Genomic DNA, 22851 nt, shown 5'->3' on the forward strand with positions numbered 1-22851 from the left:
CCGATGGGCGCGTCGGAGAGTGCCGGGGTGAGGCGGAGCTTCCCGTTCTTCGGGGGAGGGTCGGGCACGGCGGGCTGCATTGAGTGAGGGTCGCAAGCCTGTCTGAATCACTGGTTACGGCGACATGACGTGCGGGACATGTGCCGACGACCCCCGGACGTCTACACGGCCGGGGGTCTGTCCGTATGGGTGGCGGTCCGTCAGGGCGTACGCCGCTTCAGCACCCGGAAGGCCGCATACCCGGCCGCCGCCGCCAGAACCAGCACGATCCCGGTTTCGATCAACTGGACGTACCAGAAGTGGGAATGGGGATGGAATTCCGCGTACCAGCCGGTGATGCGGGTGTCGGCCGGGCAGGGGAAGTCGGCCCCTTGGCCGGGGGTGCACTGGCCGGCGATGAAGTGTTCACCGGCCGCGTTGTGGACGCCTATGTCCATGATGAGGGAGTCCGCGGGGATGCCCTTCGGCAGGTAGCCCGCGCCCGACGCCGGCCCGGAGACCGTGTTCACCGGGAACAGGTTCCAGCGGATGTTGCCCAGGGCGAGCAGGACGCCGCCGGTGACGACACCGGCGACGGACAGGGCGAGCAGCGTGCGGCGCACGAGCAGCCCCACCAGCGCGCCGACGGCCACGCCGAACAGGCAGTACGCGACGAGCGCGGGGCCGACCGCCTCGTACACGCCGCGGTCGGTCCAGGAGAGATTCCAGCGGCCCAGGAGGTTCCAGGCGCCGAGCTGGAAGACGGCCATGAGCACGAGCGCGCCGCCCGCGGTCAGCGCGGCGGCCGTTGTCAGCTTCGACGCAAGCCAGCGCGCGGGGGAGACCGACTGGGTCCAGGCCAGCTTGTACGCCCCGGACTCCATCTCGCGGCCGATCACCGGGCCTGCGACGAAGGCGCCGATCAGCACGGGCAGGAGCAGCAGGGCCACGGCCCCCTGTTCCATGGCGCTGGAGAGCAGGTCCATGGCGCTGGCGAACCCGAGGAAGGTGTCCTCGCAGGGGCCGTAGCAGTCGGCGGTCGACGCCGGGTAGGCCGAGGCCGCCCACCGCAGGTATCCCGTCACCACCGCCGCCAGGACGACGAGGCCGCCCGCCGTCCACAGCGCGGTGCGGTGCAGCCGGACGTCCGCCCAGCGCGGACCGTGAAGGAGAGGAGAACTCATGCCGTCACCTCGCGCTCGGCGCGGGCCGTCGTGCCCGGCGTCAGCAGGGCGGGAGCTTCGGGGGAGCGGAGATGGGCGAGCAACAGTTCCTCCAGGGAGGGTTCTTCGGCATCCCAGCCGGTGTCGACGGAGCCCTCCGGGCGGATCAGCGCGGTCAGGCCGCGTCCGGTGGCGCGGGACTCGACGACGGTGTGCGGGGCGAGTTCGGCGAGCGGGCGGCGCCCGGTGACCAGGGTGTGCGCGGCGACGAGGTCGTCGATGCCGCCGCCGAGCCGCACCCGGCCGCCGGAGACGAGCAGCAAGTGGTCGCAGGCGTCGGCGAGTTCACCGACGATGTGCGAGGACATCACGACGGTGGTGCCGTGCTCGGCGGCCTCGGCCATCAGCGTCCCCATCAGCTGGTGGCGGGCGAGCGGGTCGAGGTCGGCCATCGGCTCGTCCAGGAGCAGCAGTTCGGCCCGCTTGCCGAGCGCGAGGGCGAGCGCCACGCGGGTGCGCTGGCCGCCGGAGAGGGAACGGATGCGGTTCTTCGGATCCAACTCCCCTTCTGATACGACACGTTCGGCGACGCCGGCGTCCCAGCGGCCGGGGTTCAGCTCGGCGCCGAGCCGCAGGGTGTCGGCGATGCTGAGCTGCGGATAGAGCGGCTTGTCCTGGGCGACGTACGCGACGCGCTCGCGGGCGGCGGCCGGGTCGGTGCCGAGGACGGTGAGGGTGCCCGAGGTCGGGCGGAAAAGACCGGCGGCGAGGGCGAGCAGCGTCGACTTGCCCGCTCCGTTGGGCCCGACGACCGCGCAGACGCGTCCGGCGGGCAGCCGGAAGGAGCAGTCGCCGAGGGCGGCCCTGCCCCGCCGCCCGTAACTCTTGGCCAGCGCGGCCGCCTCGATGGCGGTGTCGGTCATGCGGAGTCCCCCTCGGATACGTGCTCGGACTGCTCTGGCTGCTCTGACTGTGTGAAGTGCTCTTCGAGTACGGCGGTGAACAGCGCGGCGACGTCGTCCCTCTCCATGCCGGCGGCGCGGGCGCGGGCGGCCCATGCGTCGAGCTCGCCGCGCAGCGGGGAGTCGGCGGGCGCGGAGCCCAGCGACTTCCGTACGAAGGTGCCGAGCCCGCGGCGGGCCTCGACCAGGCCCTCGCGTTCCAGTTCGCGGTAGGCCTTCAGGACCGTGTTCGGGTTGATGGCCGTGGCCTCGACGACCTCACGGGCCGTGGGCAGCTTGTCCCCCGGCTCCAACAGGCCCAGGCGCAGGGCCTGTCGGGTCTGCTGGACGATCTGGAGATAGGTGGCGACGCCACTGCGCCGGTCGATACGGAACTCGACCATGCCCTTGCACCACCCTTTCACTAGTTGAGTAGTGAAAGGGTGGTGCAAGGGGGCGCGTTCCGTCAAGGGGTGCGGGCTCTTGTAACGTCTGCCGCTCAGCAATGACGTGAACATGTATGGAAAGTCGGGGGACTTACCTTGTCGATGCCTCCGCCGCCACAGGGCGGCTACCAGCAGCAGCCCTACGGGCAGCCGCCGTATCAGGGCCAGCCGCCGTATCAGGGCCAGCCGCCGTATCAGGGCCAGCAGCCCCAGTACGGTCAGCAGCCCCAACCGCCCTACGGGCAGCAGCAGTTCCCGCCCCAGCAGCCGCAGCCGCAGCGCCCGCGCGGCGGCGGTGGCGGCGGCTCCTTCAACCGGCAGTCACCCCTGATGAAGGTGGCGACGCTGCTCATCGCGGGCGTCATCGCGGGTGTCTGGTGGTACACGAGCCGGGGCAACACCACGAGCCCCAGCAGCCATACGCCCGGCAGCTCCGCCAGCGAGCCCGCGGTCGCGGACGACGCCACCGAGGTCGGCGACTGCATGCGGAACAAGGGGTCGGACAGCAGCCCCGACATGGAGACCGTCGACTGCTCGAGTGCCGAGGCCCAGTACAAGGTCACGAGCCTGAACGAGTCCGAGTGCGCTCCGGGCGAGTCCGAGTACCAGCAGACCCGGCGCGGCCGCGTGCAGTACTCCATGTGCATGGAGCCGATCACGCCGAAGTAGCGGGATGTCCAGGACGCGCGAAGGGCGCGGTGTTCCCCGTGAGAACACCGCGCCCTTCCCGCGTTCCTACGTCCCTCAGGACTCCGTCCGGTACATCAGATCCGTCTCGTGCGTGATGAACCCGAGCCGTTCGTAGACGCTCACCGCGGCCTTGTTGTCCGCGTCCACGTACAGCATCGCCGTCGGCAGGCCCGCCGCCGCCAGGTGGTTCAGGCCGATCGTCGTGAGCGCCTTGCCGAGGCCGCCGCCCTGCGCGCCCGAGCGCACCCCGACGACGTACACCTCACCGAGGTTCTCGTCGGCGTGCACCTTGGTCCAGTGGAAGCCGACCAACTCGCCGTCGCTCTCGCGCTCGGCGAGGAAGAACCCCGCCGGGTCGAACCACGGCTCCGCCTTGCGGTCGTCCAGGTCGCGCTGGGTGAGCGAGCCCTGCTCGGGGTGGTGGGCGAAGGCGTCGGCGTTCACCGCGAGCCAGGCCGTGTCGTCCTGGCCGGGGACGAAGGTACGTACGGAGACCCCTTCCGGCAGCACCGGCTCGGGCAGGTCGAGATCGCCCAACGTCCGCCGCATCTGCCGCAGTTCACGGAAGAGGGTCAGGCCGAGCACCTGCGCCAGGTGCCGGGCGGCGGAGTGGCCGCCGTGCGCCCAGATCCGCAGCCGGCGGCCCGACTCGCCGAGCAGCGCCGTGCCGAGCGCGCGGCCGTGCCCGCGGCCGCGGTGTGCGGGGTGCACGACCAGCTCGGCGGCGGGTGCCTCGATGGGGTCGGTGTCCTCGAGCTGCGCGTACCCGATGAACTCGCCGTCGACGGTCAGCAGCAGATGCCGCACCCCCGTCCGCGCACCACCCCGCAGCTGCAGCCGGCCCTGCTCGGAGACGGCCTGCTGGCCGTCCGCGCGGGCGGCGTCCGCGATGAGCCCGAGCACGGCTTCGGCCTGGGAGGGGGTGAGGGCGTCGACGGTGTCGATCTGCCGCATGGTGGCGGGAGGCTGCTGCTCGTCAGTCATGGTGTCGAGGGTACGGCGGCGGCCGCTCCCGCAGCGGCTCACCCGACCCACGTGATGCCGCATCGACCCCGCGGGCACTTTGCCCCAAGCGCCCGTAACGCCCTCGACGGCAACCGGCCCGTAACCGGCAACCCCCTGTCGCGCTACGCGCGTTGACCCTAGGCTGCGCACGGAGTGTCACCGCCTCCAGCCGTCTCACACCCACCCCAGGGGGACACGTGTCAGCCACACCACAGCCGCCTCGGCCCAGACGCCGCACCGCCCGCGTGCTCGCCGTCGCCGCCGGTCTCGCCACGCTCGGCGCGATGGCCGCCGCGCTGCCCGCGAACGCGGGGCAGTCCGGCGGGGATTCCGGCGGGCAGGACGCAGCGGGCGCCGCCAAGAAGCGCACGGTCGATGTGCAGCTGCTGTCCTTCAACGACTTCCACGGCAATCTGCAGCCGCCGGCCGGCTCCTCGGGCCAGGTGACGGAGAAGCAGCCCGACGGGACCGAGAAGAAGATCGACGCGGGCGGTGCCGAGTACCTCGCCACGTCTCTCCGTACGGCCCGCAAGGACAAGCCCTACACCGTCACCGCGGCGGCCGGTGACCTCATAGGCGCGAGCCCGCTCCTCTCCGGCCTCTTCCACGACGAGCCGACGATCGAGGCGATGAACAAGCTGAACCTCGACGTCACCAGCGTCGGGAACCACGAGTTCGACGAGGGGGCCAAGGAGCTGGCCCGCATGCAGAACGGCGGCTGTCACCCCAAGGACGGCTGCTTCGAGGAGGGCAAGAGGTTCAAGGGGGCCGACTACCCCTATCTCGCGGCCAATGTGACCGACGAGAAGACGGACAAGCCCATCCTCAAGCCCTACTGGGTGTGGAAGCACAAGGGCGTCAAGATCGGCTTCATCGGTGTGACCCTCGAGGGCACGCCCGACATCGTCTCCGCCGACGGCGTCAAGGGCCTGAAGTTCCACGACGAGATCAAGACGGTCAACAAGTACGCCAAGGAGCTCGACAAGCAGGGCGTGAAGTCGATCGTCACGCTCATCCACGAGGGCGGCTCGCCCGCCTCGCAGAGCTACAACTACGACTGCGACTCCCCGGGCGCGGGCGACGGCATCTCCGGCCCGATCACCGACATCGCCAAGGGCATCACGCCCAAGGTCGACGCGCTGGTCACCGGCCACACGCATTCCGCGTACGTCTGCACCATCCCGGACCCGGCGGGCAAGCCCCGCATGGTCACGTCCGCCTCCTCCTACGGGAAGCTCTACACGGACACGACGCTCACGTACGACCGCAAGACGAAGGACATCGTCCGTACGTCCGTGAAGTCGGCGAACCACGTCGTCAGCCGTGAGCAGGCCAAGGCCAAGGACATGACCTCGCTCATCGGGCGCTGGAACAAGCTGGCCGAGCCCGTCGCCAGCAAGCCCGTGGGCTTCATCTCCGCCGACATCCCGGGGCGCGGCGCGGGCGCGCCCGAGGCGCCGCTCGGCGACCTGATCGCGGACGCGCAGCTCGCGCACGGCAAGTCACTCGACCCGGAGACGGATCTGGCCCTGATGAACCCGGGCGGCATCCGCTCCGACCTCGTCTTCAAGGCGAGCGGCGGCGAGGGCGACGGTGTGGTGACGTACGGCGAGGGCTTCACCGTGCAGCCGTTCAGCAACACGGTCAATCTCGTCGACCTGACCGGGGCGCAGCTCATCACCGGGCTCAAGCAGCAGGTGAGCGGGCCCAACGAGGCGTCCCCGAAGATCCTTCAGGTCTCGGACGGTCTGACGTACACCCTCGACATGACCAAGACCGGCGCCGACCGTGTCGTCACCGACTCCATCAAGCTGGGCGGCAAGGCGATAGATCCGGCCGCGACCTACCGTGTGGCGATGAACTCCTTCCTCGCGGGCGGCGGCGACGGCTTCGCCGAGCTCGGCAAGGGCACGAAGCCGCTGGTCGGCAGCGATGACCTGAAGGCGTTCAACGACTACCTGACCGCCAACTCCTCGGCGGACAAGCCGATCACGCCGCCCAAGGCGGACAGGATCACCATCGTGAAGTGAATCGGGCGAAGTGAAGCGGTCGAAGTGAAGCGGGCGAAGTGAACGACCCGAAGTGAACGACCCGAAGTGAATGACGCGTTAACAAGCACGCTCAGTAAGTGGCCGAAACCGGTACTTACTGTAAGTAAGGCTTGGGGTGGGGTGTGAACGTATGGTGAAATCAGCTGATGCGTTCCCCCCACCGCATGGCCACGCTTCCGCCCGATCACAACCAGGCCTACCCGTCTGATGGTTGGCACGCCGAATCGGTTCCCGTCCCGCACCCGGAGACGGAAGAGGCCGTAGAGACGACCGCTCCGCTCAACCCGTACGACGAGCTCGGCGCCCTCGCGCCCAACCCGCTGGAGGAGTTCCTCCACGAAGAGGCCGACGACACCGCCGAAGACGCCCCCTGGCAGCCCCCGAACCACCGCCGCGGCAGCCGCCGCCGCAACCGCTTCGCCGGGCTCCCGCTCGCCGGGAAGGCCGTCGTCGCCCTGCTGGTCGCCACCGCCTTCCTCGCGCTCGGCGACCGCTGGGCCCTGCTCTACGCCGAGCACGAGGCCGCGGAGAAGCTCAAGGAGTCCATGCACCTGAGCGCGGCGCCCGAGGTCGAGATCGAGGGCTTCCCCTTCCTGACCCAGGTGCTCGACCAGCGCGTGGACAAGGTCAAGGTCACCGTCCCCGACGTCGCCGCCGACCGGATCTCGCTCGCCCAGGTCTCCGCCACCGCCACCGACGTACAGATCAGCGGCGACGGCCCCACCGACATCAAGGGCGCCCTCATACGCGAGATGCACGGCGAGGTGCTGCTCTCCTTCGAGGACCTCAACCGCGAACTGGGCGCCTCCCAGGTCACGTTCACCGGCCACGGCCGTGACCAGGTGCTCGCCCGCGGCAGGCTGCCCGTCGCCGGACACGACCTGAAGGTGCGCGCCGACGCCCGCATCCAGCGCAACGGCGAACGCGGCATCTCCACCGACATCGGCCGGATGAGCCTGCAGATCGGCGACCTGGCGACCTACCGGCCCGGCACCCGCGAGTCCGAGGGCCTGCACCTGAGCAAGGCCGCCGCGGACAGCCTCACCCGGGAGACGTCCAAGGCGAAGGCGCTGCTCTCCGTCCCGGCGATCGTCAAGCGGCTCGGCGTCCCCGACTCGGTCCTCGGCGCCGCCCTGCAGAGCGACGCCAAGCTGAACGAGCTGGTCGGCTCCCCGCGCTTCGTCAACGACGTGATGGGCCTCAACCTCATCGACGTCGCGATGGGCCACCCCGACCTCCTGAAGAAGCTCGGCCTGGACCCCGCCCTCCTCAAGGGCCTGTCCGAACTCACCCGCCCCGTGCTCGCCGACCGCCTCACCCTCGCCTTCCGCCTGCCGAAGCTGCCGGGGTCGGGGAACGTGTGGCTCCAGGACGTGAGCGTGCAGAAGGACGGCATCAGGGTGCAGCTGATCGGGGCGGGGCTCGGCATCGGCAAGTGAGGGGGCGCCGGGCCTTCGGCGCGTCACGGGGGAGCCGGACCGCTCTCCAGGGGGAAACTCTCAGCATGACCAATGCACCGAAAGCGTTCCTCGAGGGCGGCCCCGACGATCTGCCTCAGCGGATCGTCGACGTCACCCCACCCGGAATCGAGCTCAAGATCCCGTTCCGCGGCGGATACGAGCATTTCCGGGTCACAGCGCGCCACCAGGACACCCCCGAAGGCAGCTTGCCCGTCTACGAATGGTGGGAACGCACGGAGCTCCCGGGCTGAGCACCGGCCGGACCAAGCGATTTCGGGGGCGGAGCAGCCGCCCCGGGGAGGCGCACCGTCGCCTCCGTTCCGCCGCCGGTGGCCGGCCGCAGCGCCACTTCGCCACCGGCCTGGCGGACCGTGCGGGCCACGATGGACAGGCCGAGGCCCGAGCCGGGCAGGCTCCGTGCCGACGGGGAGCGCCAGAAGCGGTCGAAGACGTGGGGGAGTTCCTCGGGGGGGATGCCGGGGCCGTGGTCCCGGACCGTCAGCTCGCCCTGTCTGAGAGCGACCTCGACGGTCGAGCCCGGCGGCCCGAACTTCACCGCGTTGTCCAGGATGTTCACGATGGCCCGCTCGAGCGCGGGGGGCTCCGCCCGGACGAACCAGGGCGCGAGGTCCGCGGTGAACGTCAGCTCGGGCCCGCGCAGGCGTGCCCGCTCCAGGGCCGTCTCCACGATGTCGTGCAGGGCGACCACCTGCACCTTGCCGCCCTGGCCCGCCTCCGTCCGGGACAGCTCCTGCAAGTCCCCGATCAGCGCGGCGAGTTCGGTCATCTGCGCCGTGACGGACGCGAGCAGCGCCTTGCGGTCGTCGGGCGGAATGGCCCGCCCGGTCTCCTCGCTGCGGGCGAGCAGCTCGATGTTCGTACGCAGCGAGGTGAGGGGGGTGCGCAGCTCGTGCCCCGCGTCGGCGATGAGCTGCTGCTGGAGGTCGCGGGACGAGGCGAGGGACGCGGTCATGGAGTTGAACGACTCCGAGAGCCGGGCGATCTCGTCGTCGCCGTCGACGGGGATACGGAGGTTCAGGTCTTCGGTGCGGGCGACGTGTTCGACGGCCTTGGTGAGTTCGTCGACGGGGCGGAGACCGGTGCGGGCCACCCAGAGGCCTGCGGCGCCGGCGCCGATCACGCCGATTCCGGCGACGAAGGCGAGCAGCAGGGCGAGCCGGTTCAGGGGGGTGTCGATCTCTGAGAGCGGACGGGACAGCGAGACGGTGACGTTGCCCTGTGTCTGCGTCAGAACGCGCACCGGCTGGCCGCTGTCGGTCTTGCCGTCGTGGAGGGTCTGCTCCCGTAGACGCTGAGCCACTGCCAGGTCCGGGTCCTCGACCACCACGGGTGTGGAGCCGAGTCCCACGCAGCGCGTGCCGTCCGGCTGGACGACCTGCACGAAGACGGTGGTAGTACCCGGCGCTGTCTCGCCGTCGGGGGACGTGCCGGTGTCGCGGCAGTTGGCCACCGTCTCCCCGAGGTACGCGCCGCCCACGTTGAGGCTGCGCAGGGAGTCGTCCATCTGGTCCCGGAGCTGGGCGCGGGTCAGCAACCAGCACGACACCGCGACGGCCGCGACGGCCAGTGCCACCGCGGATGTCACCAGCAACGCCAACCGTGAGCGCAACGGCAGTGAGCGGAAGCGCCGGACGAGCCCCTTCACTCGCCCGCCCGCAGCACGTACCCCACGCCCCGCACCGTATGCACGAGCCGCGGCTCACCGCCCGCCTCCGTCTTGCGGCGCAGGTACATCACGTACACATCAAGGGAGTTGGAGGACGGCTCGAAGTCGAAGCCCCAGACGGCCTTGAGGATCTGCTCGCGCGTGAGGACCTGCCGGGGGTGCGCGAGGAACATCTCGAGGAGGGTGAACTCGGTGCGGGTCAGCTCGACCGTCCGCGCGCCCCGCGTCACCTCGCGCGTCGCGAGGTCCATCCGCAGATCGGCGAAGGCGAGGGTGTCGCCCTCCTCGGCCTGCCCGGACGCGGCCGCGTACGAGCTGCGGCGAAGGAGCGCCCGGATGCGGGCGAAGAGTTCGTCGAGCTCGAACGGCTTGACCAGGTAGTCGTCGGCGCCCGCGTCGAGCCCGGTGACGCGGTCGCCGACGGTGTCGCGCGCGGTCAGCATCAGGATGGGCGTGGTGGAGCCCGTCGCCCGCAGCCTGCGCGCCGCCGTGAGGCCGTCCATGCGGGGCATCTGGATGTCGAGTACGACGAGGTCGGGCCGGTAGGCGGCGGCCTTCTCCAGCGCGTCGGCGCCGTCGACGGCGACCTCCGTGCCGTACCCCTCGAAGGCGAGGCTGCGCCGCAGCGCCTCCCGCACGGCGGGCTCGTCGTCGACGATCAGGATGCGCTGCTGCTGTTCGCCTTCGGCGGGGCTCATCGGTGTCGGTTCCTCGGGTGCGTGGGTCTCGGACGGGTCCTTCATCAGCCTCGCACGCGGGCGCGGGGCTTGCGGCGCGCGGCGGGTCGCGGGGGAGCCGCCACTTCGGGGGCGCGTTCCTTCGTGGTCGCGCCGTGCAGCTGTCGCGCGACGGCGAGCGGGAGGCCGAGCCCCGCCGGATCGGTGTCGGGCCGCCCCCAGCCGATGGTGACTGCGAGTGCGTGCCGGGCGCGGTTGACGGTGATGACGGTGCCGGTGCGGGTGGCGGTCATGGGGGGCCTCCTGTGTCGTACGAGGGGGACTGCGGGGTCAGTCGGTGGAGCCGGCCCGCAGCGTGTCGAGGTCGGCCTTGACCGTGTTGACGGGGATGGCGAAGCCGAGGCCGACGCTGCCCGAGCCGGCGTCGCCGCTGCCGCTCTGGGACGAACTGGGCGAGTACATCGCGGAGTTGATGCCGATGATGTTGCCGTTCATGTCGATGAGGGCGCCGCCGGAGTTGCCGGGGTTGAGCGAGGCGTCGGTCTGCAGGGCCTTGTACGTGGTCTTCGACGAGCCGGTGTCGCCGTTGAACTGCTCGCCGCCGTACTCGAACGGCCAGCCGCCGTCGCCGCCGCCCGGCTGCTGCTGTCCCTCGTCCGTCGAGACGGTGACGTCGCGGTCGAGGGCGGAGATGATGCCGCTGGTGACGGTGCCGGTCAGGCCCTCGGGGGAGCCGATCGCCACGACGTCGTCGCCGATCTTGACGTTGTCGGAATTCCCGAGGCTCGCGGCCTTCAGCCCGGAGGCACCCTGCACCTTGATCAGCGCCAGATCCTTCTTGCTGTCGGTGCCGACGACCTTGGCGGTGTACGACTTGCCGTCACTCGTCGTCACCTTGACCGACGAGGCGCCGGAGATCACGTGGTTGTTGGTGATGATCTCGCCGTCGTCCGTGATGATCACGCCGGAGCCGGTGGCGGAGCCCGCGCTGGACTTGGCGCTGATCTCGACGATGCTGGGGCTGACGGCCTCGGCGACGCCGGAGACGGTGCCCTTCTGGCTGGTGGGCACGACGTCGGTGCCGGTGGCGCTGGAGCTCGACGAGCCGTCGCCGCCGGTCAGCTCCTGGAAGGCGTAGGCGGTGCCGCCGCCGATGGCCGCTGCCGCGATGGCCACGGCGGCGAGAAGCGCGAGGGGGCCCTTCGCCCGCCGGCGCGGCGGCTTCGGGGGCTCTTCCGGTGCGTAAGCGGGCGGAGGTGGGTACGCGCCCTGCGGTTGCTGAGGGTACTCGCCGCTGTGGCGGAAGGTTTCGGTCATGGGATCCAGGCTGCGGGGCCTTGATGAGAGCGGCCTGAGGACGCCCTGAGAACCCCAAGAGAACCGCGTATGCCCGTTGTAAAGGCCCCGGGGTCATCGAGCCCCTGGCCGCCCTGCCTGGGGCAGACGTCAGTTGCAGCCGCAGGACTGGCGCACGACAAGACGCGAGGGGAACAGTTTCAGGCGCTCCCGGCGGGAGCCCGCCACGCGGAGGCCGTCGTCCAGGACCAGGTCCACCGCCGCGCGGGCCATCGCGGGGCGGTCGGACGCCACCGTCGTCAGGGGCGGGTCCGTCAGGCCCGCCTCCTTCACGTCGTCGAAGCCGGCGACCGCCAGCTGCCCGGGGACGTCGATGCGCAGCTCCCGCGCCGCCCGCAGGACGCCGATCGCCTGGTCGTCGGTCGAGCAGAAGATCGCGGTCGGGCGATCGGGACGCGCCAGCAGCTCCAGGGCCATCTGGTAGGCGTCGTAGCGGTTGTACGGCGCCTCGAAAAGACGCCCCTCCACCGAAAGGCCGGCCTCCCGCATGGCCCGCCGCCAGCCCTCGACGTGGTCGGAGACGGGGTCGCCGACGGTCGGGGTCTCGGCCGTGCCGCCGACGCAGGCGACGTACTCATGGCCATGCTCGAGCAGGTGCCGGGTGGCGAGCTGGCCGCCGCCCAGGTCATCCGTCACCACGGCCACGTCGTCGATCCCCTCGGGCCGCTCGTGGAGCAGCACGACCCGCGCGTCCCACGCGTCGATCTCGGCGGCGGCCGAATCCGTCAGGGCGTGGCTGACGAGGATCAGCCCGGAGACCCGCATGCCGAGGAAGGCCCGCAGATAGTGGGTCTCGCGCTCGGCCACGTAGTCCGTGTTCCCGACGAGCACCATCTTTCCGCGCTCGGACGCCGCCTGTTCCACCGCGTGGGTCATCTCCGCGAAGAACGGCTGTCGCGCGTCCGGCACGATCATGCCTATGAGGTCGGTCCGCCGCGACGCCATGGCCTGGGCGACCCGGTCGGGCCGGTACCCCAGCTCCTTGATGGCGGCGAGGACACGCTCGCGCGTGGCCGGGGCGACCGGCCGGGGTCCGTTGTTGATGACATAGCTGACGACGGCGGTGGAAGTACCCGCAAGTCGCGCCACGTCATCCCGAGTCACCTTGGCCACGCGCGGAGTCTACGCGGATGGAACTACCGCTGGGCAGGGCGTACGGCAGCTTCCTTCGGCGGGGACACCGGGGCGGGTGCCGCGGCGGGTGCCGCTTTCCCCTCGGCCTCCTCGCGCTCGCCCTCCGCCCGGGGCCTCGCCGCCTTCGCCTTCTCCCCGTCGGCCGCACGGTCGACCTTCTCCGGCGTGACGAAGCGATAGCCGACATTCCGGACGGTGCCGATGAGCGACTCGTGTTCGACGCCGAGCTTCGCGCGCAGCCGTCGTACATGTACGTCGACCGTCCGCGTACCGCCGAAGTAGTCGTAGCCCCAGACCTCCTGGAGGAGCTGGGCGCGCGTGAAGACGCGGCCCGGGTGCTGCGCCAGGTACTTGAGCAGCTCGAACTCCTTGAAGGTCAGGTCCAGGACCCGGCCCTTCAGCTTCGCGCTGTACGTCGCCTCGTCCACGGAGAGAGGGCCGTTGCGGATCTCCATCGGGGAGTCGTCGGCGACGATCTGCTGCCGGCCCATCGCGAGGCGCAGGCGCGCCTCGACCTCGGCGGGCCCCGCCGTGTCGAGAAGTACGTCGTCGATCCCCCAGTCGGCGGTGACAGCCGCGAGGCCGCCCTCCGTGACGACGAGGACGAGCGGACAGCCCGGTCCCGTGGAGCGGAGGAGCTGGCAGAGGCTGCGGACCTGCGGGAGGTCACGGCGGCCGTCGATCAGGATGACGTCGGCACCAGGGGTGTCGACGAGGGCCGGGCCTTCGGCGGGGGCCACCCGCACGTTGTGCAGCAGCAGGCCGAGGGCGGGAAGCACCTCCGTCGACGGCTGAAGGGCATTGGTGAGGAGCAGCAGAGAACTCATCGCCGCACACCTGCCTGGGTCGTCTTACGGTCGTGCACGTTTCGCTCGCCCATAACGTCGGTTCCTCCTCGGTCCCTGCGAGGACGTTTACGGCACTGCTTCGTACTGTTCCTGCCGGCGGGGTCCCGCGCCCTGGGAGCCCCACGTGCGGTTTCCCCGGCTCCGTAACGACCGAACGGGTCGTTCGTATACAGCGCCTCAGAAAGCACGAAAGGACCCGGGGGCTTCGCTGCCCGGATCCTCTGCCAAGGAGAATAGCCCACATGACTTCCGGTCCGGCAGGCCAAGCGGCGGGATCTTCTGTGCCGCCGATCACTCGCGATCCCTCCCGCGTTCAACGGCGCGCAACGCTCCGTACACGGGACGGAGTCGACATCGACGCCGCGTACGACCCCGGACCCGACCCCGCGGGCGACCTCGCGATCGTGCTCGCGCACGGCTTCACGGGCGATCTGGAGCGGCCCCACGTGCGCCGCGCGGCGGGTGTCTTCGCGCAGCGTGCGGCCGTGATCACCTTCTCCTTCCGGGGGCACGGGGCGTCCGGCGGGCGCTCCACGGTCGGCGACCGCGAGGTGCTCGATCTGGCGGCCGCCGTGGAGTGGGCGCGGTCGCTCGGGCATGCGCGGGTGGTGACCGTGGGCTTCTCGATGGGCGGCTCCGTGGTCCTGCGGCACGCGGCACTCAGCGGTCCCGCGCACGAGGGGCGCACGGAAGCGTGGGTTGACGCGGAGATGGACGCGCGGGTTGACGCGGTGGTCGCGGTGAGCGCTCCGGCCCGTTGGTACTACCGGGGGACGGCGCCGATGCGGCGGCTGCACTGGCTGGTGACGCGGCCGGCGGGGCGGGCCGTGGGACGCCTTGGCCTGCGGACCCGTATCCATCCGGACGAGTGGGACCCGGTCCCGCTCTCGCCGGTCGAGTCGGTCCCGCGGATCGCGCCGACGCCGCTGCTCATCGTGCACGGGGACCGGGACCCGTACTTCCCCGTCGACCACCCGCGGATGCTGGCCGCCGCCGCGGAGGGCGGGGCGGAACTGTGGCTCGAGGCGGGCATGGGGCACGCCGAGCACGCGGCGACGCAGGACTTGCTGGACCGGATCGCGAAGTGGGTCGTTTCACCAGCGGGCTAGCCTTGTGGACCGAACCATCGATTGAGGAACCACGACGGCGAGTGGCCACGTCCGCGAGAGCGGCGGCGGTCTAGCCGCAAAGGAGGGTGCGCGGCATGGTGAACGGCACCATTCGTTACTGGGCCGCGGCCAAGGCGGCCGCGGGGATCGCCGAGGAGCCGTACGCGGCGGCGACGCTCGCCGAGGCGCTGGAGGCGGCGCGGCAGCGGCACCCCGGTGAACTGGTCCGTGTGCTGCAGCGATGCTCGTTCCTCGTCGACGGTCACCCCGTCGGGACCCGTGGGCATGAGACGGTACGGCTGGCCGAGGGCGGCACGGTCGAGGTGCTCCCGCCGTTCGCAGGAGGGTGAGGCGCGCTATGAGCGATCAGCCGTATCAGGGGTACGACGGGTACGACCCGTATCAGCAGCAGGGGCAGGGGTATCCCCCTGAGCAGCAGTATCCCCAGCAGGGGTACGCCCAGGACGCTTACACCCAGCAGTGGGAGGGGCAGACCTGGGACACGCAGGTCCAGCCTTCGCCTGTGGCGGACGTGACGGATACGGCGTATCTGCCGCCGCAGGCTTACGGGCAGCCGTTGCCGGCGGAGGCCCCTCCGTCGTACGACGCCCCTCCGCCCGTCTACGCGGAACCGGCGGTGGCCGAGGAAACCGACAGCTACGGCCCCGCCACCACCACCGGCAACGCCCGCGTCACCGACGCCCAGCGCGCCCGTGCCGAGGGACGGTCGCCGATCATCGAGCCGGGGATCCAGCCCGCGGGGATCACCGCCGTGCTCGGTCTGCTGCTCGCCGGGGGTGCCGCCATCGGGCAGTACGCCCTTCTCGTACCGCTGATCGTGCTGCAGGCCGTCACCGCCGCCGGGTGGTTCCGGCTGAACGGGATGTGGCCCGCCCGGCAGGGCATCGCGCTCGCCTTCCTCGGCGGTGTCGTCGCCGACGTCGCGCTGCTCGCCACCGGCAAGGAGAACGCGCCCGCCGCGATCCTGGGCACCCTGGGCGTGTGGGTACTGCTTGTGCTCGTGCTGCAGCTGCGCAGCCGTGCCTCCGCCGATGAGCGGATGTACGGGCTCATGGCCACCGTCGCCTCCGCCGCGCTCGCGATCATCGCGGCCGGACACCTCGCGGCCGCGGACGACGCCGTGACCGTGGGGGCCATCGCCGTGGCCGTGGCGGTCCTGGCCCGCGCCCTTCCGCTGCCGACGGCCGCCTCCGTGGTCGTCGCGCTGCTCGCCGCCGCCGGGGCGGGCATCGCCGTCGGCGGCATGACCGCGCTGTCTGACAGCGGCTCCGCCGCGGGCGGCAGCAAGGGGGCCCTGCTCGGCCTCGGCGCCGGTGTCTGCGCGCTGATCGGCCACCGGGTGGCCAGTTACGACTACCCGTCCCGCTTCGTGCACATGACGGCGGGCGTCGCCCTGCCGCTCGCGGCCGCCGCCCCGGCGGTCTACGTACTCGGCCGTGTGATCGGCTGAATCGGCGTACAACTGATCGTCACAGCTGATCGACAGGTCCCCGCCGGGCTCTCCGGCCGGGGACCTGTCCTTTAGGCTCGCGGCAACAGGCTCGTGGCGGCGACAGCCGGCGCGGGGGACAAGGTGGGGGAACACCGGACATGAGCAAGCGCGCAGTGCGAATACTTCTGATCGTCGTCGTGATCCTGGGCGGCCTGTTCGTGGGCGCCGACCGTCTCGCGGTGGGATTCGCCGAGGACGAGGTCGCGGACAAGCTGCGTACCAGCGAGGGGCTCAGCGAGACGCCGGACGTCTCGATCAAGGGCTTCCCCTTCCTGACCCAGGTCGTCGGCGGCACGCTCGACGACGTCGAGATCGGCATCCAGGACTACGACGCCACCTCCGGCTCCGACAAGATCCGCATCGCCGATCTGAACGCCCGGATGCAGGGTGTCGAGTTCTCCGGCGACTACAGCTCCGCGACCGCCGAGAAGGCCACCGGAACGGCGCGTATCTCCTACGACGAGCTGCTCAAGGAGTCCCAGGGCGAGCCGGTCGACCTGCCGCTCGGCGCCACCGGCAAGGTGGTCGGCCTCTCCGACGGCGGCGACGGCAAGATCAAGGTCGAGGTCGAGGTGAGCAAGGGCGGCGTGAAGCTGCCGAAGCCGGTGCACGTGCTGAGCTCGGTCCGGGTCGAGGACGACACGATCAAGGTGCACGCCGATGAGATCCCGAAGAACCTCGAGGTCATGGGCGTGACGATCCCGCTCCCCGAGGGCCTCGTCCGCGATGTCACCGACTTCGAGGAGAGGGTCGGCGGGCTGCCGGGCGGCATCAAGATCGACCAGGTGAGGGCTGCGCAGGACGGCGTGGACATCTCGGTCAAGGGCGCGAACGTGAAGCTGGCAGGCTGAGGCCGGTCCGCAGTACGAGACAGAGCCGTCCGCGCGATGGATGCGGTAGGGGCCGACACCGGACCCCGCCCCCGCGCGGGCGGCTTTTGCGTTCAACTAATCCCACTATGCGGATGATCGCGTCTCATCATCCGACACGCCGGTGACACGGCCGCCCCTGCGTACCTACGATCGGACGCATGCAACGACAGGCGGACCTCACGAAGCGGCGGGCAGTAGACCTGTGCCGCGTCGCCGCCATGCTCTGTCGCACCTTCTGAGCGGGAGCTCCGACTCCCGTATCCCCCAGGCCCGTTGACCCCCGTCAGGGCCACCCCGTGCCGTGTACGCCGCGCCACCGCGTCATCACCGCCCGTACCCGGCATCCCCTCGCACAGCACCGCAGCCCCGCCGCAACTGCCCCGGAGGAGAAGAAGTATGAGCCGCAGCGACGTCCTGGTAGACGCTGACTGGGTCGAGGCCCACATCGACGACCCGAAGGTTGCCATCGTCGAGGTCGACGAAGACACCTCCGCGTACGACAAGAACCACATCAAGAACGCGATCCGCATCGACTGGACCGACGACCTCCAGGACCCGGTCCGCCGCGACTTCGTCGACCAGGAGGGCTTCGAGAAGCTCCTGTCCGGCAAGGGCATCGCGAACGACACGACCGTCGTCCTCTACGGCGGCAACAACAACTGGTTCGCGTCCTACGCCTTCTGGTACTTCAAGCTCTACGGCCACCAGGACGTGAAGCTCCTCGACGGCGGCCGCAAGAAGTGGGAGCTCGACTCCCGCGACCTGGTCGACGGCGACCAGGTGCCGCAGCGCGCCGCCACCTCGTACAAGGCCAAGCCCCAGGACACCTCGATCCGCGCCTTCCGCGACGACGTCGTGAAGGCCATCGGCTCGCAGAACCTGGTCGACGTCCGTTCGCCCGACGAGTTCAGCGGCAAGCTGCTCGCCCCGGCGCACCTTCCGCAGGAGCAGTCGCAGCGTCCGGGCCACGTCCCGTCCGCGCGCAACATCCCGTGGTCGAAGAACGCCAAGGACGACGGCACCTTCAAGTCGGACGACGAGCTCAAGGAGCTCTACGCCGACGAGCAGGTCGACCTGGCCAAGGACACCATCGCGTACTGCCGCATCGGTGAGCGCTCGGCGCTCACCTGGTTCGTGCTGCACGAGCTCCTCGGCGTCGAGAACGTCAAGAACTACGACGGCTCGTGGACCGAGTACGGCTCCCTCGTCGGCGTGCCGATCGAGCTCGGCGCCAACAAGTAACCCTCCCGAACCGCAGCCAGCAGCAGTGATCAGTTAGGACAACGCATATGTGTGGAGCGAAGGCCGGCGGCCCCGACGCCTCGACGATCAAGCCCGGCGAGACCACCATCCAGGGCCAGGTGACCCGCGACGGCGAGCCCGTCAGCGGCTACGTGCGCCTGCTCGACTCGACCGGCGAGTTCACCGCCGAGGTCCCCACCTCGGCGACCGGCCAGTTCCGCTTCTACGCGGCCGAGGGCACGTGGACGCTGCGCGCCCTCATCCCGGGCGGCACGGCCGACCGCACGGTCGTCGCCCAGACGGGCGGCCTCTCGGAGGTCGCGATCGCCGTCTGACGGCAGCGGATCACTGACGGCTGAAGGGCCGCACCCCAGGGGTTGGACGCCACTGGAACGGGGTGCGGCCCTTCGGCTTACCTCGGCTCATTACGTCGGCTTACGCTGGACGTATGTACGCGCGAAGGCGGCACGCCTACTTCGCCATGATGGGCACGTGCATCGCCCTCTTCGTCCTGGCCTGGGGCGTCGTGCGGCTCTGGTCCATCCCGGTCGCCGTCGGGATGTGCGTGGTGGCGATGGTGATCCCGCCGGTCGCCGCCATGGTCGCCAACCGGCGTGGTCCTGATGACCGCTGGTGGGACGACCCCTCGGGGGACTCCAAGTCCGACGAGTGGTGGGACGAGCTCGACGGGAAGCGCCGGCCCCGTCAGTAGACGAGCGCCTGCGTGCCGTCCGTCATGGCCTCCTGGACGAAGACCTGCGCGCCCGCGATCCGTACGCCGTCCAGCACGTCCTTCTCCGTGATCTCGCGGCGCGCCGCGCACTGCGTGCAGAGCGTGATCCGACCGGCGGCCAGGATCGAGTCGATCAGGTCCGGCAGCGGCGCCGCGTGCGGAAGCTCGAACTCCGCGGCCCGGCCCGGCAGTGCGAACCACGACGACTCGCCGGTCAGCCAGAGCGAGACCTCCACCCCGCTGGCCACGGCCACGGCCGCCACCGTGAAGGCCTGCGAGCAGCGCTCGGGGGCATCGGCCCCCGCGGTCACCTTGATCACGAGCTTCTTCGCCATGGCCGCATCGTAAGGCCACGGCCGAAGCCACCCGTAAGGCCACCTCGCCGGGAGAGTCCGGCCGCGCCCTACTAGAGTGGGAGCGGCTCTGATACCTGCCCCGATAGCTCACTGAGGAGCACCCCGTGCTTGAGGCCTTCTTCTCCGCCCTGCTGGTTCTGGTCTGCGTCGGCGTGATCGCCTTTGCCGGTCTCACCTTGAAGAAGCTGTACCAGGGTCAGCGCTGAGCCCGTACGACTCTTTGCACCCGTACGCCGTCTAGCAGAACGCCTGAGCATCCCATGATCGAGATTCCGTCCGACCTGCACCCCGACCTCGTGCCCCTCGTTTGGCTTCTCGGCAACTGGGCCGGCGCGGGCGTCACCGACTTCCCCGGCTCCGAGAAGGCGAATTTCGGCCAGGAAGTCTCCTTCAGTCATGACGGGCGCGACTTCATCGAGTACCGCTCGAACACCTGGGTCCTCGATGCCGAGGGCAACAAGGTCAAGCCGCTCGAGTCCGAGTCGGGCTACTGGCGCATCGGCAAGGACCGCAAGGTCGAGGTCGTGATGGTCCGCGACACGGGCGTCGTCGAGATCTGGTACGGCGAGCTCGCCGACCAGAAGCCGCAGATCGACCTGGTCACGGACGCCGTCGCGCGCACGGCCGCCTCCGGCCCGTACACAGGCGGCAAGCGGCTCTACGGCTATGTGAAGAGCGACCTGATGTGGGTCGGCGAGAAGCAGACCCCCGAGGTGCCGCTGCGGCCGTACATGTCGGCGCAGCTGAAGAAGGTCGTCTCGCCCGAGGAGGTCGCCGAGATGGCCCGCGGCCTGGGTGACCTGCCGGACGACGGCATCGCTTTCTTCAAGTAGGCCCGCAATCTTCAAGTGGGCCTACACTCCGAGGTGTGGTGAGCACCGACTGGAAGAGCGACCTGCGGCAGCGCGGCTACCGGCTGACGCCGCAGCGCCAGCTTGTTCTCGAAGCCGTCGACACCCTTGAGCACGCGACCCCCGACGACATCCTCTGCGAAGTGCGGAAGACGGCGTCGGGGATCAACATTTCCACGGTGTACCGGACCCTGGAGCTCCTGGAGGAGCTCGGCCTGGTCAGTCACGCGCACCTGGGGCACGGGGCGCCGACGTACCACCTCGCGGACCGGCACCACCACATTCACCTGGTCTGCCGGGACTGCACGAACGTCATCGAGGCCGATGTCTCCGTCACGGCGGAGTTCACCGCGAAGCTGCGGGACACCTTCGGCTTCGACACGGATCTGAAGCACTTCGCGATCTTCGGGCGCTGCGAGAGCTGTTCGGCCAAGGGGCAGACCAAGGAATAAACGCGCGGCCCACCGGGTCGTAGTGTTGGTGAACATGAAGAGCCCCCTCCTGTCCCTGCCCGGCGCCGTCCCCGCCGAGGGCGTGGACGAAGGCGTCGCCGCCCACTACGGCGATCTGTTCCGTGAGCAGCGCGCCCTCGCCGACGGCACCGGTCTCGTGGACCTCTCGCACCGCGGCGTCGTCACCGTCTCCGGCCCCGACCGGCTGAGCTGGCTGCATCTGCTGCTCACCCAGCATGTGAGCGAGCTGCCCGTCGGCCGGGCCACCGAAGCGCTGATCCTCTCCGCGAACGGCCACATCGAGCACCACCTCGCCCTCGTCGACGACGGCGAGACCGTGTGGGCGCACGTCGAGCCCGGCACGCAGGACGCGCTGGTCGCGTACCTGGAGAGCATGAAGTTCTACAACCGGGTCGAAGTCGCCGACCGCACGGACGAGTTCGCGGTCGTGCACCTGCCAGCCGGTTCGATCGCGCCGGTCCCTGACGGTGTCGTCGTACGTGAGATTCCGCACGGCAGGGACCTGTTCCTGCCGCGTACGTCCCTTGAGTCGTACGCCGACGAGAACGGCCCGGCGATCGGCATCCTCGCCTACGAGGCGCTGCGCGTGGAGGCGCACCGGCCGCGGCTCGGCTTCGAGACCGACCACCGCACGATCCCGCACGAGCTGGGCTGGATCGGCTCGGCGGTGCATCTGCAGAAGGGCTGCTACCGCGGCCAGGAGACGGTCGCCCGCGTCCAGAACCTGGGCAAGCCGCCGCGCCGCCTGGTCTTCCTGCACCTGGACGGCAGCGAGGTCCACCTGCCGGTGGCCGGCACGGAGCTGCGCCTCGCCTCCGAGGGCGCGGAGGGCCGCAAGCTGGGCTTCATCACGACGGCCGTACGCCATCACGAGCTGGGCCCGATCGCGCTGGGCCTGATCAAGCGGAACGTACCGGTGGACGCGGAGCTGATCGCGGGCACGACGGCGGCGGCGCAGGAGGTCGTGGTCGAGCCGTAGGGCAATCGGGCAGTCGGACCCTGGCTCACATCTCCAGCAGGACCGTGAAGGGGCCGTCGTTCGTCAGCGAGACCCGCATCTGGGCTCCGAAGCGCCCGGTCGCCACCGTCGCGCCCAGCGCCCGCAGTTGGGCGACGACCTCGTCGACGAGGGGCTCGGCGACATCGCCGGGCGCGGCGGCGTTCCAGGTGGGCCTGCGGCCCTTGCGCGCGTCGCCGTACAGCGTGAACTGGCTGATGACCAGCAGCGGCGCGTCGATGTCCGAGCAGGACTTCTCGTCGTCAAGCATCCGAACGGACCAGAGTTTGCGGGCCAGTTGGGCCGCCTTCTCCTTGGTGTCCTCGTGGGTGACCCCCACGAGGACACAGAGCCCTTCGCCGATGATCTCGCCGACCGTCTCGCCGCCGACGACGACGCTCGCCCCGTCCACCCTCTGCACCACAGCACGCATACCGACCATCATGCCGTGCCCTGTCGTGCCGGCCGTGCCCCGTACGGCCCCGACGCCTTGCTCCAAGGCGTGCTCCTGAACCCCCCATCTGGGGCCGATTAGGGGCACTCGCTCACATAGCGGCCACCCGGGGTGGCACGATGCTCACACGCGGTGTACCGCGCCGGTCGAGGGGACGGTAGAGCCACATGAGCACACCAAGTACGGGGCAGCCGCCCGGACCTGTGTCGCTGACCCGCATGAGCGCCGCACGACGTACGAACGTGCCGCGTCCGCCCACGCAGCGCACGGGCAGCCCGGTCGTCCTGCCCGATCAGGTGGAGCACGACCTGTCCGCGCTGCTCCTGCGCGAACTGCGCGAGCTGCGACGTGACGCGCAGCAGAACGAGGCGGACCTCAGTTACGTACGACGTCTGCTGCAGGGACGGATCGACATCCTGCGGGCCGAGGCGGCCCGCCGCAGGGACCCGCAGGCGCCGGACCCGGAGGGGAAGGCCGGGCCGGTAGGACCTGTCGTCGACCGGCTCTCGGAGATCCTCAGGGACGCCCCGGCCCGGCACCGCTCGTCGGCCCGCCATGTGACGCTCGGCACCCCGCACAGCGCGGAGTACGGCCTCCTTGCCACGGAGATGCTCGCCGAGGTCGAGCTCTCCGACCTGGAGGCCCGTACGGACGACGAGCTGCACACCGCCATGGGGCGCCTCGTCCGCTGCGAACAGCAGGTTTCCCGCCGCCGCCAGCAGCTGCAGCGTACGGCGGACGATTGCAGTGCGGAGATCGCCCGCAGGTACCGTGAAGGCGAAGCACAAGTAGACGATCTGCTCTCGTGACCCGG

At 70.4% G+C, this 22851-nt stretch carries 27 protein-coding genes; 15 read left to right on the forward strand and 12 right to left on the reverse strand.

Annotated features, from left to right (window positions below; all coding sequences use genetic code 11):
* Positions 1 to 200: 200 nt before the first annotated feature.
* From E2651_RS11270 to E2651_RS11280, 3 genes are read right to left on the reverse strand one after another with little or no spacing between them, the layout of a single operon-like run.
* Complete coding sequence (locus tag E2651_RS11270; protein ID WP_135330936.1) at positions 201 to 1163, reverse strand: ABC transporter permease; 963 nt, start codon at positions 1161 to 1163, stop codon at positions 201 to 203.
* Positions 1160 to 2065 (reverse strand): ABC transporter ATP-binding protein, encoded by a 906-nt coding sequence (locus tag E2651_RS11275; protein ID WP_135330937.1) that lies wholly within the window; start codon positions 2063 to 2065, stop codon positions 1160 to 1162. The genes E2651_RS11270 and E2651_RS11275 overlap by 4 nt, the downstream gene beginning before the upstream one ends.
* Positions 2062 to 2487: a GntR family transcriptional regulator gene (locus E2651_RS11280; RefSeq protein WP_135330938.1), complete on the reverse strand. Its 426-nt coding sequence runs from the start codon at positions 2485 to 2487 to the stop codon at positions 2062 to 2064. Before E2651_RS11280 ends, E2651_RS11275 begins: the two co-directional genes overlap by 4 nt.
* 144 nt (positions 2488 to 2631) lie before the next feature.
* On the opposite strand from E2651_RS11280, the gene E2651_RS11285 reads away from it, so the two are divergent.
* Complete coding sequence (locus E2651_RS11285; protein WP_135330939.1) at positions 2632 to 3198, forward strand: hypothetical protein; 567 nt, start codon at positions 2632 to 2634, stop codon at positions 3196 to 3198.
* A gap of 75 nt (positions 3199 to 3273) precedes the next feature.
* Here E2651_RS11285 and mshD read toward each other — a convergent pair whose 3' ends face one another.
* Positions 3274 to 4203 (reverse strand): mycothiol synthase, encoded by a 930-nt coding sequence (gene mshD, locus E2651_RS11290; protein ID WP_135330940.1) that lies wholly within the window; start codon positions 4201 to 4203, stop codon positions 3274 to 3276.
* 218 nt (positions 4204 to 4421) lie between these two features.
* Here mshD and E2651_RS11295 point away from each other — a divergent pair, with 218 nt between their 5' ends.
* The 3 genes from E2651_RS11295 to E2651_RS11305 all read left to right on the forward strand — a co-directional run bounded on the left by E2651_RS11295 (position 4422) and on the right by E2651_RS11305 (position 7986).
* The gene (locus E2651_RS11295) at positions 4422 to 6254 is read left to right on the forward strand and encodes a bifunctional metallophosphatase/5'-nucleotidase (protein ID WP_135330941.1); all 1833 of its coding nucleotides are present in this window, start codon (positions 4422 to 4424) and stop codon (positions 6252 to 6254) included.
* A 185-nt stretch (positions 6255 to 6439) separates the two neighbouring features.
* A complete protein-coding gene (locus E2651_RS11300) occupies positions 6440 to 7714 on the forward strand; it encodes a DUF2993 domain-containing protein (RefSeq protein WP_135330969.1) in 1275 nt (424 codons plus the stop codon).
* A 65-nt stretch (positions 7715 to 7779) separates the two neighbouring features.
* Positions 7780 to 7986 carry a DUF5988 family protein gene (locus E2651_RS11305; protein WP_135330942.1) on the forward strand — a complete coding sequence of 69 codons (207 nt, stop codon included), beginning with the start codon at positions 7780 to 7782 and terminating at the stop codon, positions 7984 to 7986.
* On the opposite strand, the gene E2651_RS11310 is transcribed toward E2651_RS11305, so the two are convergent.
* From E2651_RS11310 to E2651_RS11335, 6 genes are all read right to left on the reverse strand, one after another.
* Positions 7950 to 9401: a HAMP domain-containing sensor histidine kinase gene (locus E2651_RS11310; RefSeq protein WP_135330943.1), complete on the reverse strand. Its 1452-nt coding sequence runs from the start codon at positions 9399 to 9401 to the stop codon at positions 7950 to 7952. The genes E2651_RS11305 and E2651_RS11310 overlap by 37 nt on opposite strands.
* A complete protein-coding gene (locus tag E2651_RS11315) occupies positions 9398 to 10120 on the reverse strand; it encodes a response regulator transcription factor (RefSeq protein WP_135330944.1) in 723 nt (240 codons plus the stop codon). Before E2651_RS11315 ends, E2651_RS11310 begins: the two co-directional genes overlap by 4 nt.
* Before the next feature lie 44 nt (positions 10121 to 10164).
* Positions 10165 to 10392: a hypothetical protein gene (locus E2651_RS11320; RefSeq protein WP_135330945.1), complete on the reverse strand. Its 228-nt coding sequence runs from the start codon at positions 10390 to 10392 to the stop codon at positions 10165 to 10167.
* A gap of 37 nt (positions 10393 to 10429) precedes the next feature.
* Positions 10430 to 11416, reverse strand: coding sequence for a trypsin-like peptidase domain-containing protein (locus E2651_RS11325; protein ID WP_167828766.1), 987 nt, complete (start codon positions 11414 to 11416; stop codon positions 10430 to 10432).
* A gap of 129 nt (positions 11417 to 11545) precedes the next feature.
* On the reverse strand, positions 11546 to 12568 hold the full coding sequence (locus E2651_RS11330) for a LacI family DNA-binding transcriptional regulator (RefSeq protein WP_135330947.1): 1023 nt from the start codon (positions 12566 to 12568) through the stop codon (positions 11546 to 11548).
* 23 nt (positions 12569 to 12591) lie between these two features.
* A complete protein-coding gene (locus E2651_RS11335; RefSeq protein WP_135330948.1) occupies positions 12592 to 13416 on the reverse strand; it encodes a response regulator transcription factor in 825 nt (274 codons plus the stop codon).
* A gap of 263 nt (positions 13417 to 13679) precedes the next feature.
* On the opposite strand from E2651_RS11335, the gene E2651_RS11340 reads away from it, so the two are divergent.
* The 7 genes from E2651_RS11340 (at position 13680) to E2651_RS11370 (ending at position 18885) form a co-directional block, all read left to right on the forward strand.
* Positions 13680 to 14546, forward strand: a complete 867-nt coding sequence (locus tag E2651_RS11340; RefSeq protein ID WP_135330949.1) for an alpha/beta fold hydrolase — start codon at positions 13680 to 13682, stop codon at positions 14544 to 14546.
* A 95-nt stretch (positions 14547 to 14641) separates the two neighbouring features.
* Positions 14642 to 14896 carry a MoaD/ThiS family protein gene (locus E2651_RS11345; protein ID WP_135330950.1) on the forward strand — a complete coding sequence of 85 codons (255 nt, stop codon included), beginning with the start codon at positions 14642 to 14644 and terminating at the stop codon, positions 14894 to 14896.
* 8 nt (positions 14897 to 14904) lie between these two features.
* On the forward strand, positions 14905 to 16017 hold the full coding sequence (locus E2651_RS11350) for a hypothetical protein (RefSeq protein WP_135330951.1): 1113 nt from the start codon (positions 14905 to 14907) through the stop codon (positions 16015 to 16017).
* A gap of 140 nt (positions 16018 to 16157) precedes the next feature.
* Entirely contained in the window at positions 16158 to 16910 is a 753-nt protein-coding gene (locus E2651_RS11355) for a DUF2993 domain-containing protein (RefSeq protein WP_135330952.1), read from the forward strand.
* Positions 16911 to 17327: 417 nt separating this feature from the next.
* Positions 17328 to 18173, forward strand: coding sequence for a sulfurtransferase (locus tag E2651_RS11360; RefSeq protein ID WP_135330953.1), 846 nt, complete (start codon positions 17328 to 17330; stop codon positions 18171 to 18173).
* A gap of 47 nt (positions 18174 to 18220) precedes the next feature.
* Positions 18221 to 18508 (forward strand): DUF1416 domain-containing protein, encoded by a 288-nt coding sequence (locus tag E2651_RS11365; protein WP_135330954.1) that lies wholly within the window; start codon positions 18221 to 18223, stop codon positions 18506 to 18508.
* A 62-nt stretch (positions 18509 to 18570) separates the two neighbouring features.
* Positions 18571 to 18885, forward strand: a complete 315-nt coding sequence (locus E2651_RS11370; protein ID WP_135330955.1) for a DUF3099 domain-containing protein — start codon at positions 18571 to 18573, stop codon at positions 18883 to 18885.
* On the opposite strand, the gene E2651_RS11375 is transcribed toward E2651_RS11370, so the two are convergent.
* Entirely contained in the window at positions 18879 to 19241 is a 363-nt protein-coding gene (locus E2651_RS11375) for a DsrE family protein (protein WP_135330956.1), read from the reverse strand. The genes E2651_RS11370 and E2651_RS11375 overlap by 7 nt on opposite strands.
* A gap of 281 nt (positions 19242 to 19522) precedes the next feature.
* Between E2651_RS11375 and E2651_RS11385 the strand changes: the two genes are divergently transcribed.
* Genes E2651_RS11385 through E2651_RS11395 form a run of 3 tightly spaced genes read left to right on the forward strand, consistent with a single transcriptional unit; the run spans position 19523 to position 21565 of the window.
* Complete coding sequence (locus E2651_RS11385; RefSeq protein WP_135330958.1) at positions 19523 to 20095, forward strand: FABP family protein; 573 nt, start codon at positions 19523 to 19525, stop codon at positions 20093 to 20095.
* Positions 20096 to 20130: 35 nt separating this feature from the next.
* A complete protein-coding gene (locus tag E2651_RS11390; protein WP_135330959.1) occupies positions 20131 to 20565 on the forward strand; it encodes a transcriptional repressor in 435 nt (144 codons plus the stop codon).
* A gap of 34 nt (positions 20566 to 20599) precedes the next feature.
* Positions 20600 to 21565: a folate-binding protein YgfZ gene (locus E2651_RS11395; protein ID WP_135330960.1), complete on the forward strand. Its 966-nt coding sequence runs from the start codon at positions 20600 to 20602 to the stop codon at positions 21563 to 21565.
* A gap of 25 nt (positions 21566 to 21590) precedes the next feature.
* Here E2651_RS11395 and dtd read toward each other — a convergent pair whose 3' ends face one another.
* Complete coding sequence (gene dtd / locus E2651_RS11400) at positions 21591 to 22016, reverse strand: D-aminoacyl-tRNA deacylase (RefSeq protein ID WP_135330970.1); 426 nt, start codon at positions 22014 to 22016, stop codon at positions 21591 to 21593.
* A gap of 188 nt (positions 22017 to 22204) precedes the next feature.
* On the opposite strand from dtd, the gene E2651_RS11405 reads away from it, so the two are divergent.
* Positions 22205 to 22846, forward strand: a complete 642-nt coding sequence (locus E2651_RS11405; protein WP_135330961.1) for a hypothetical protein — start codon at positions 22205 to 22207, stop codon at positions 22844 to 22846.
* Positions 22847 to 22851: the final 5 nt, after the last annotated feature.

This window comes from Streptomyces sp. MZ04 (assembly GCF_004684775.1).
Taxonomy (GTDB): domain Bacteria; phylum Actinomycetota; class Actinomycetes; order Streptomycetales; family Streptomycetaceae; genus Streptomyces.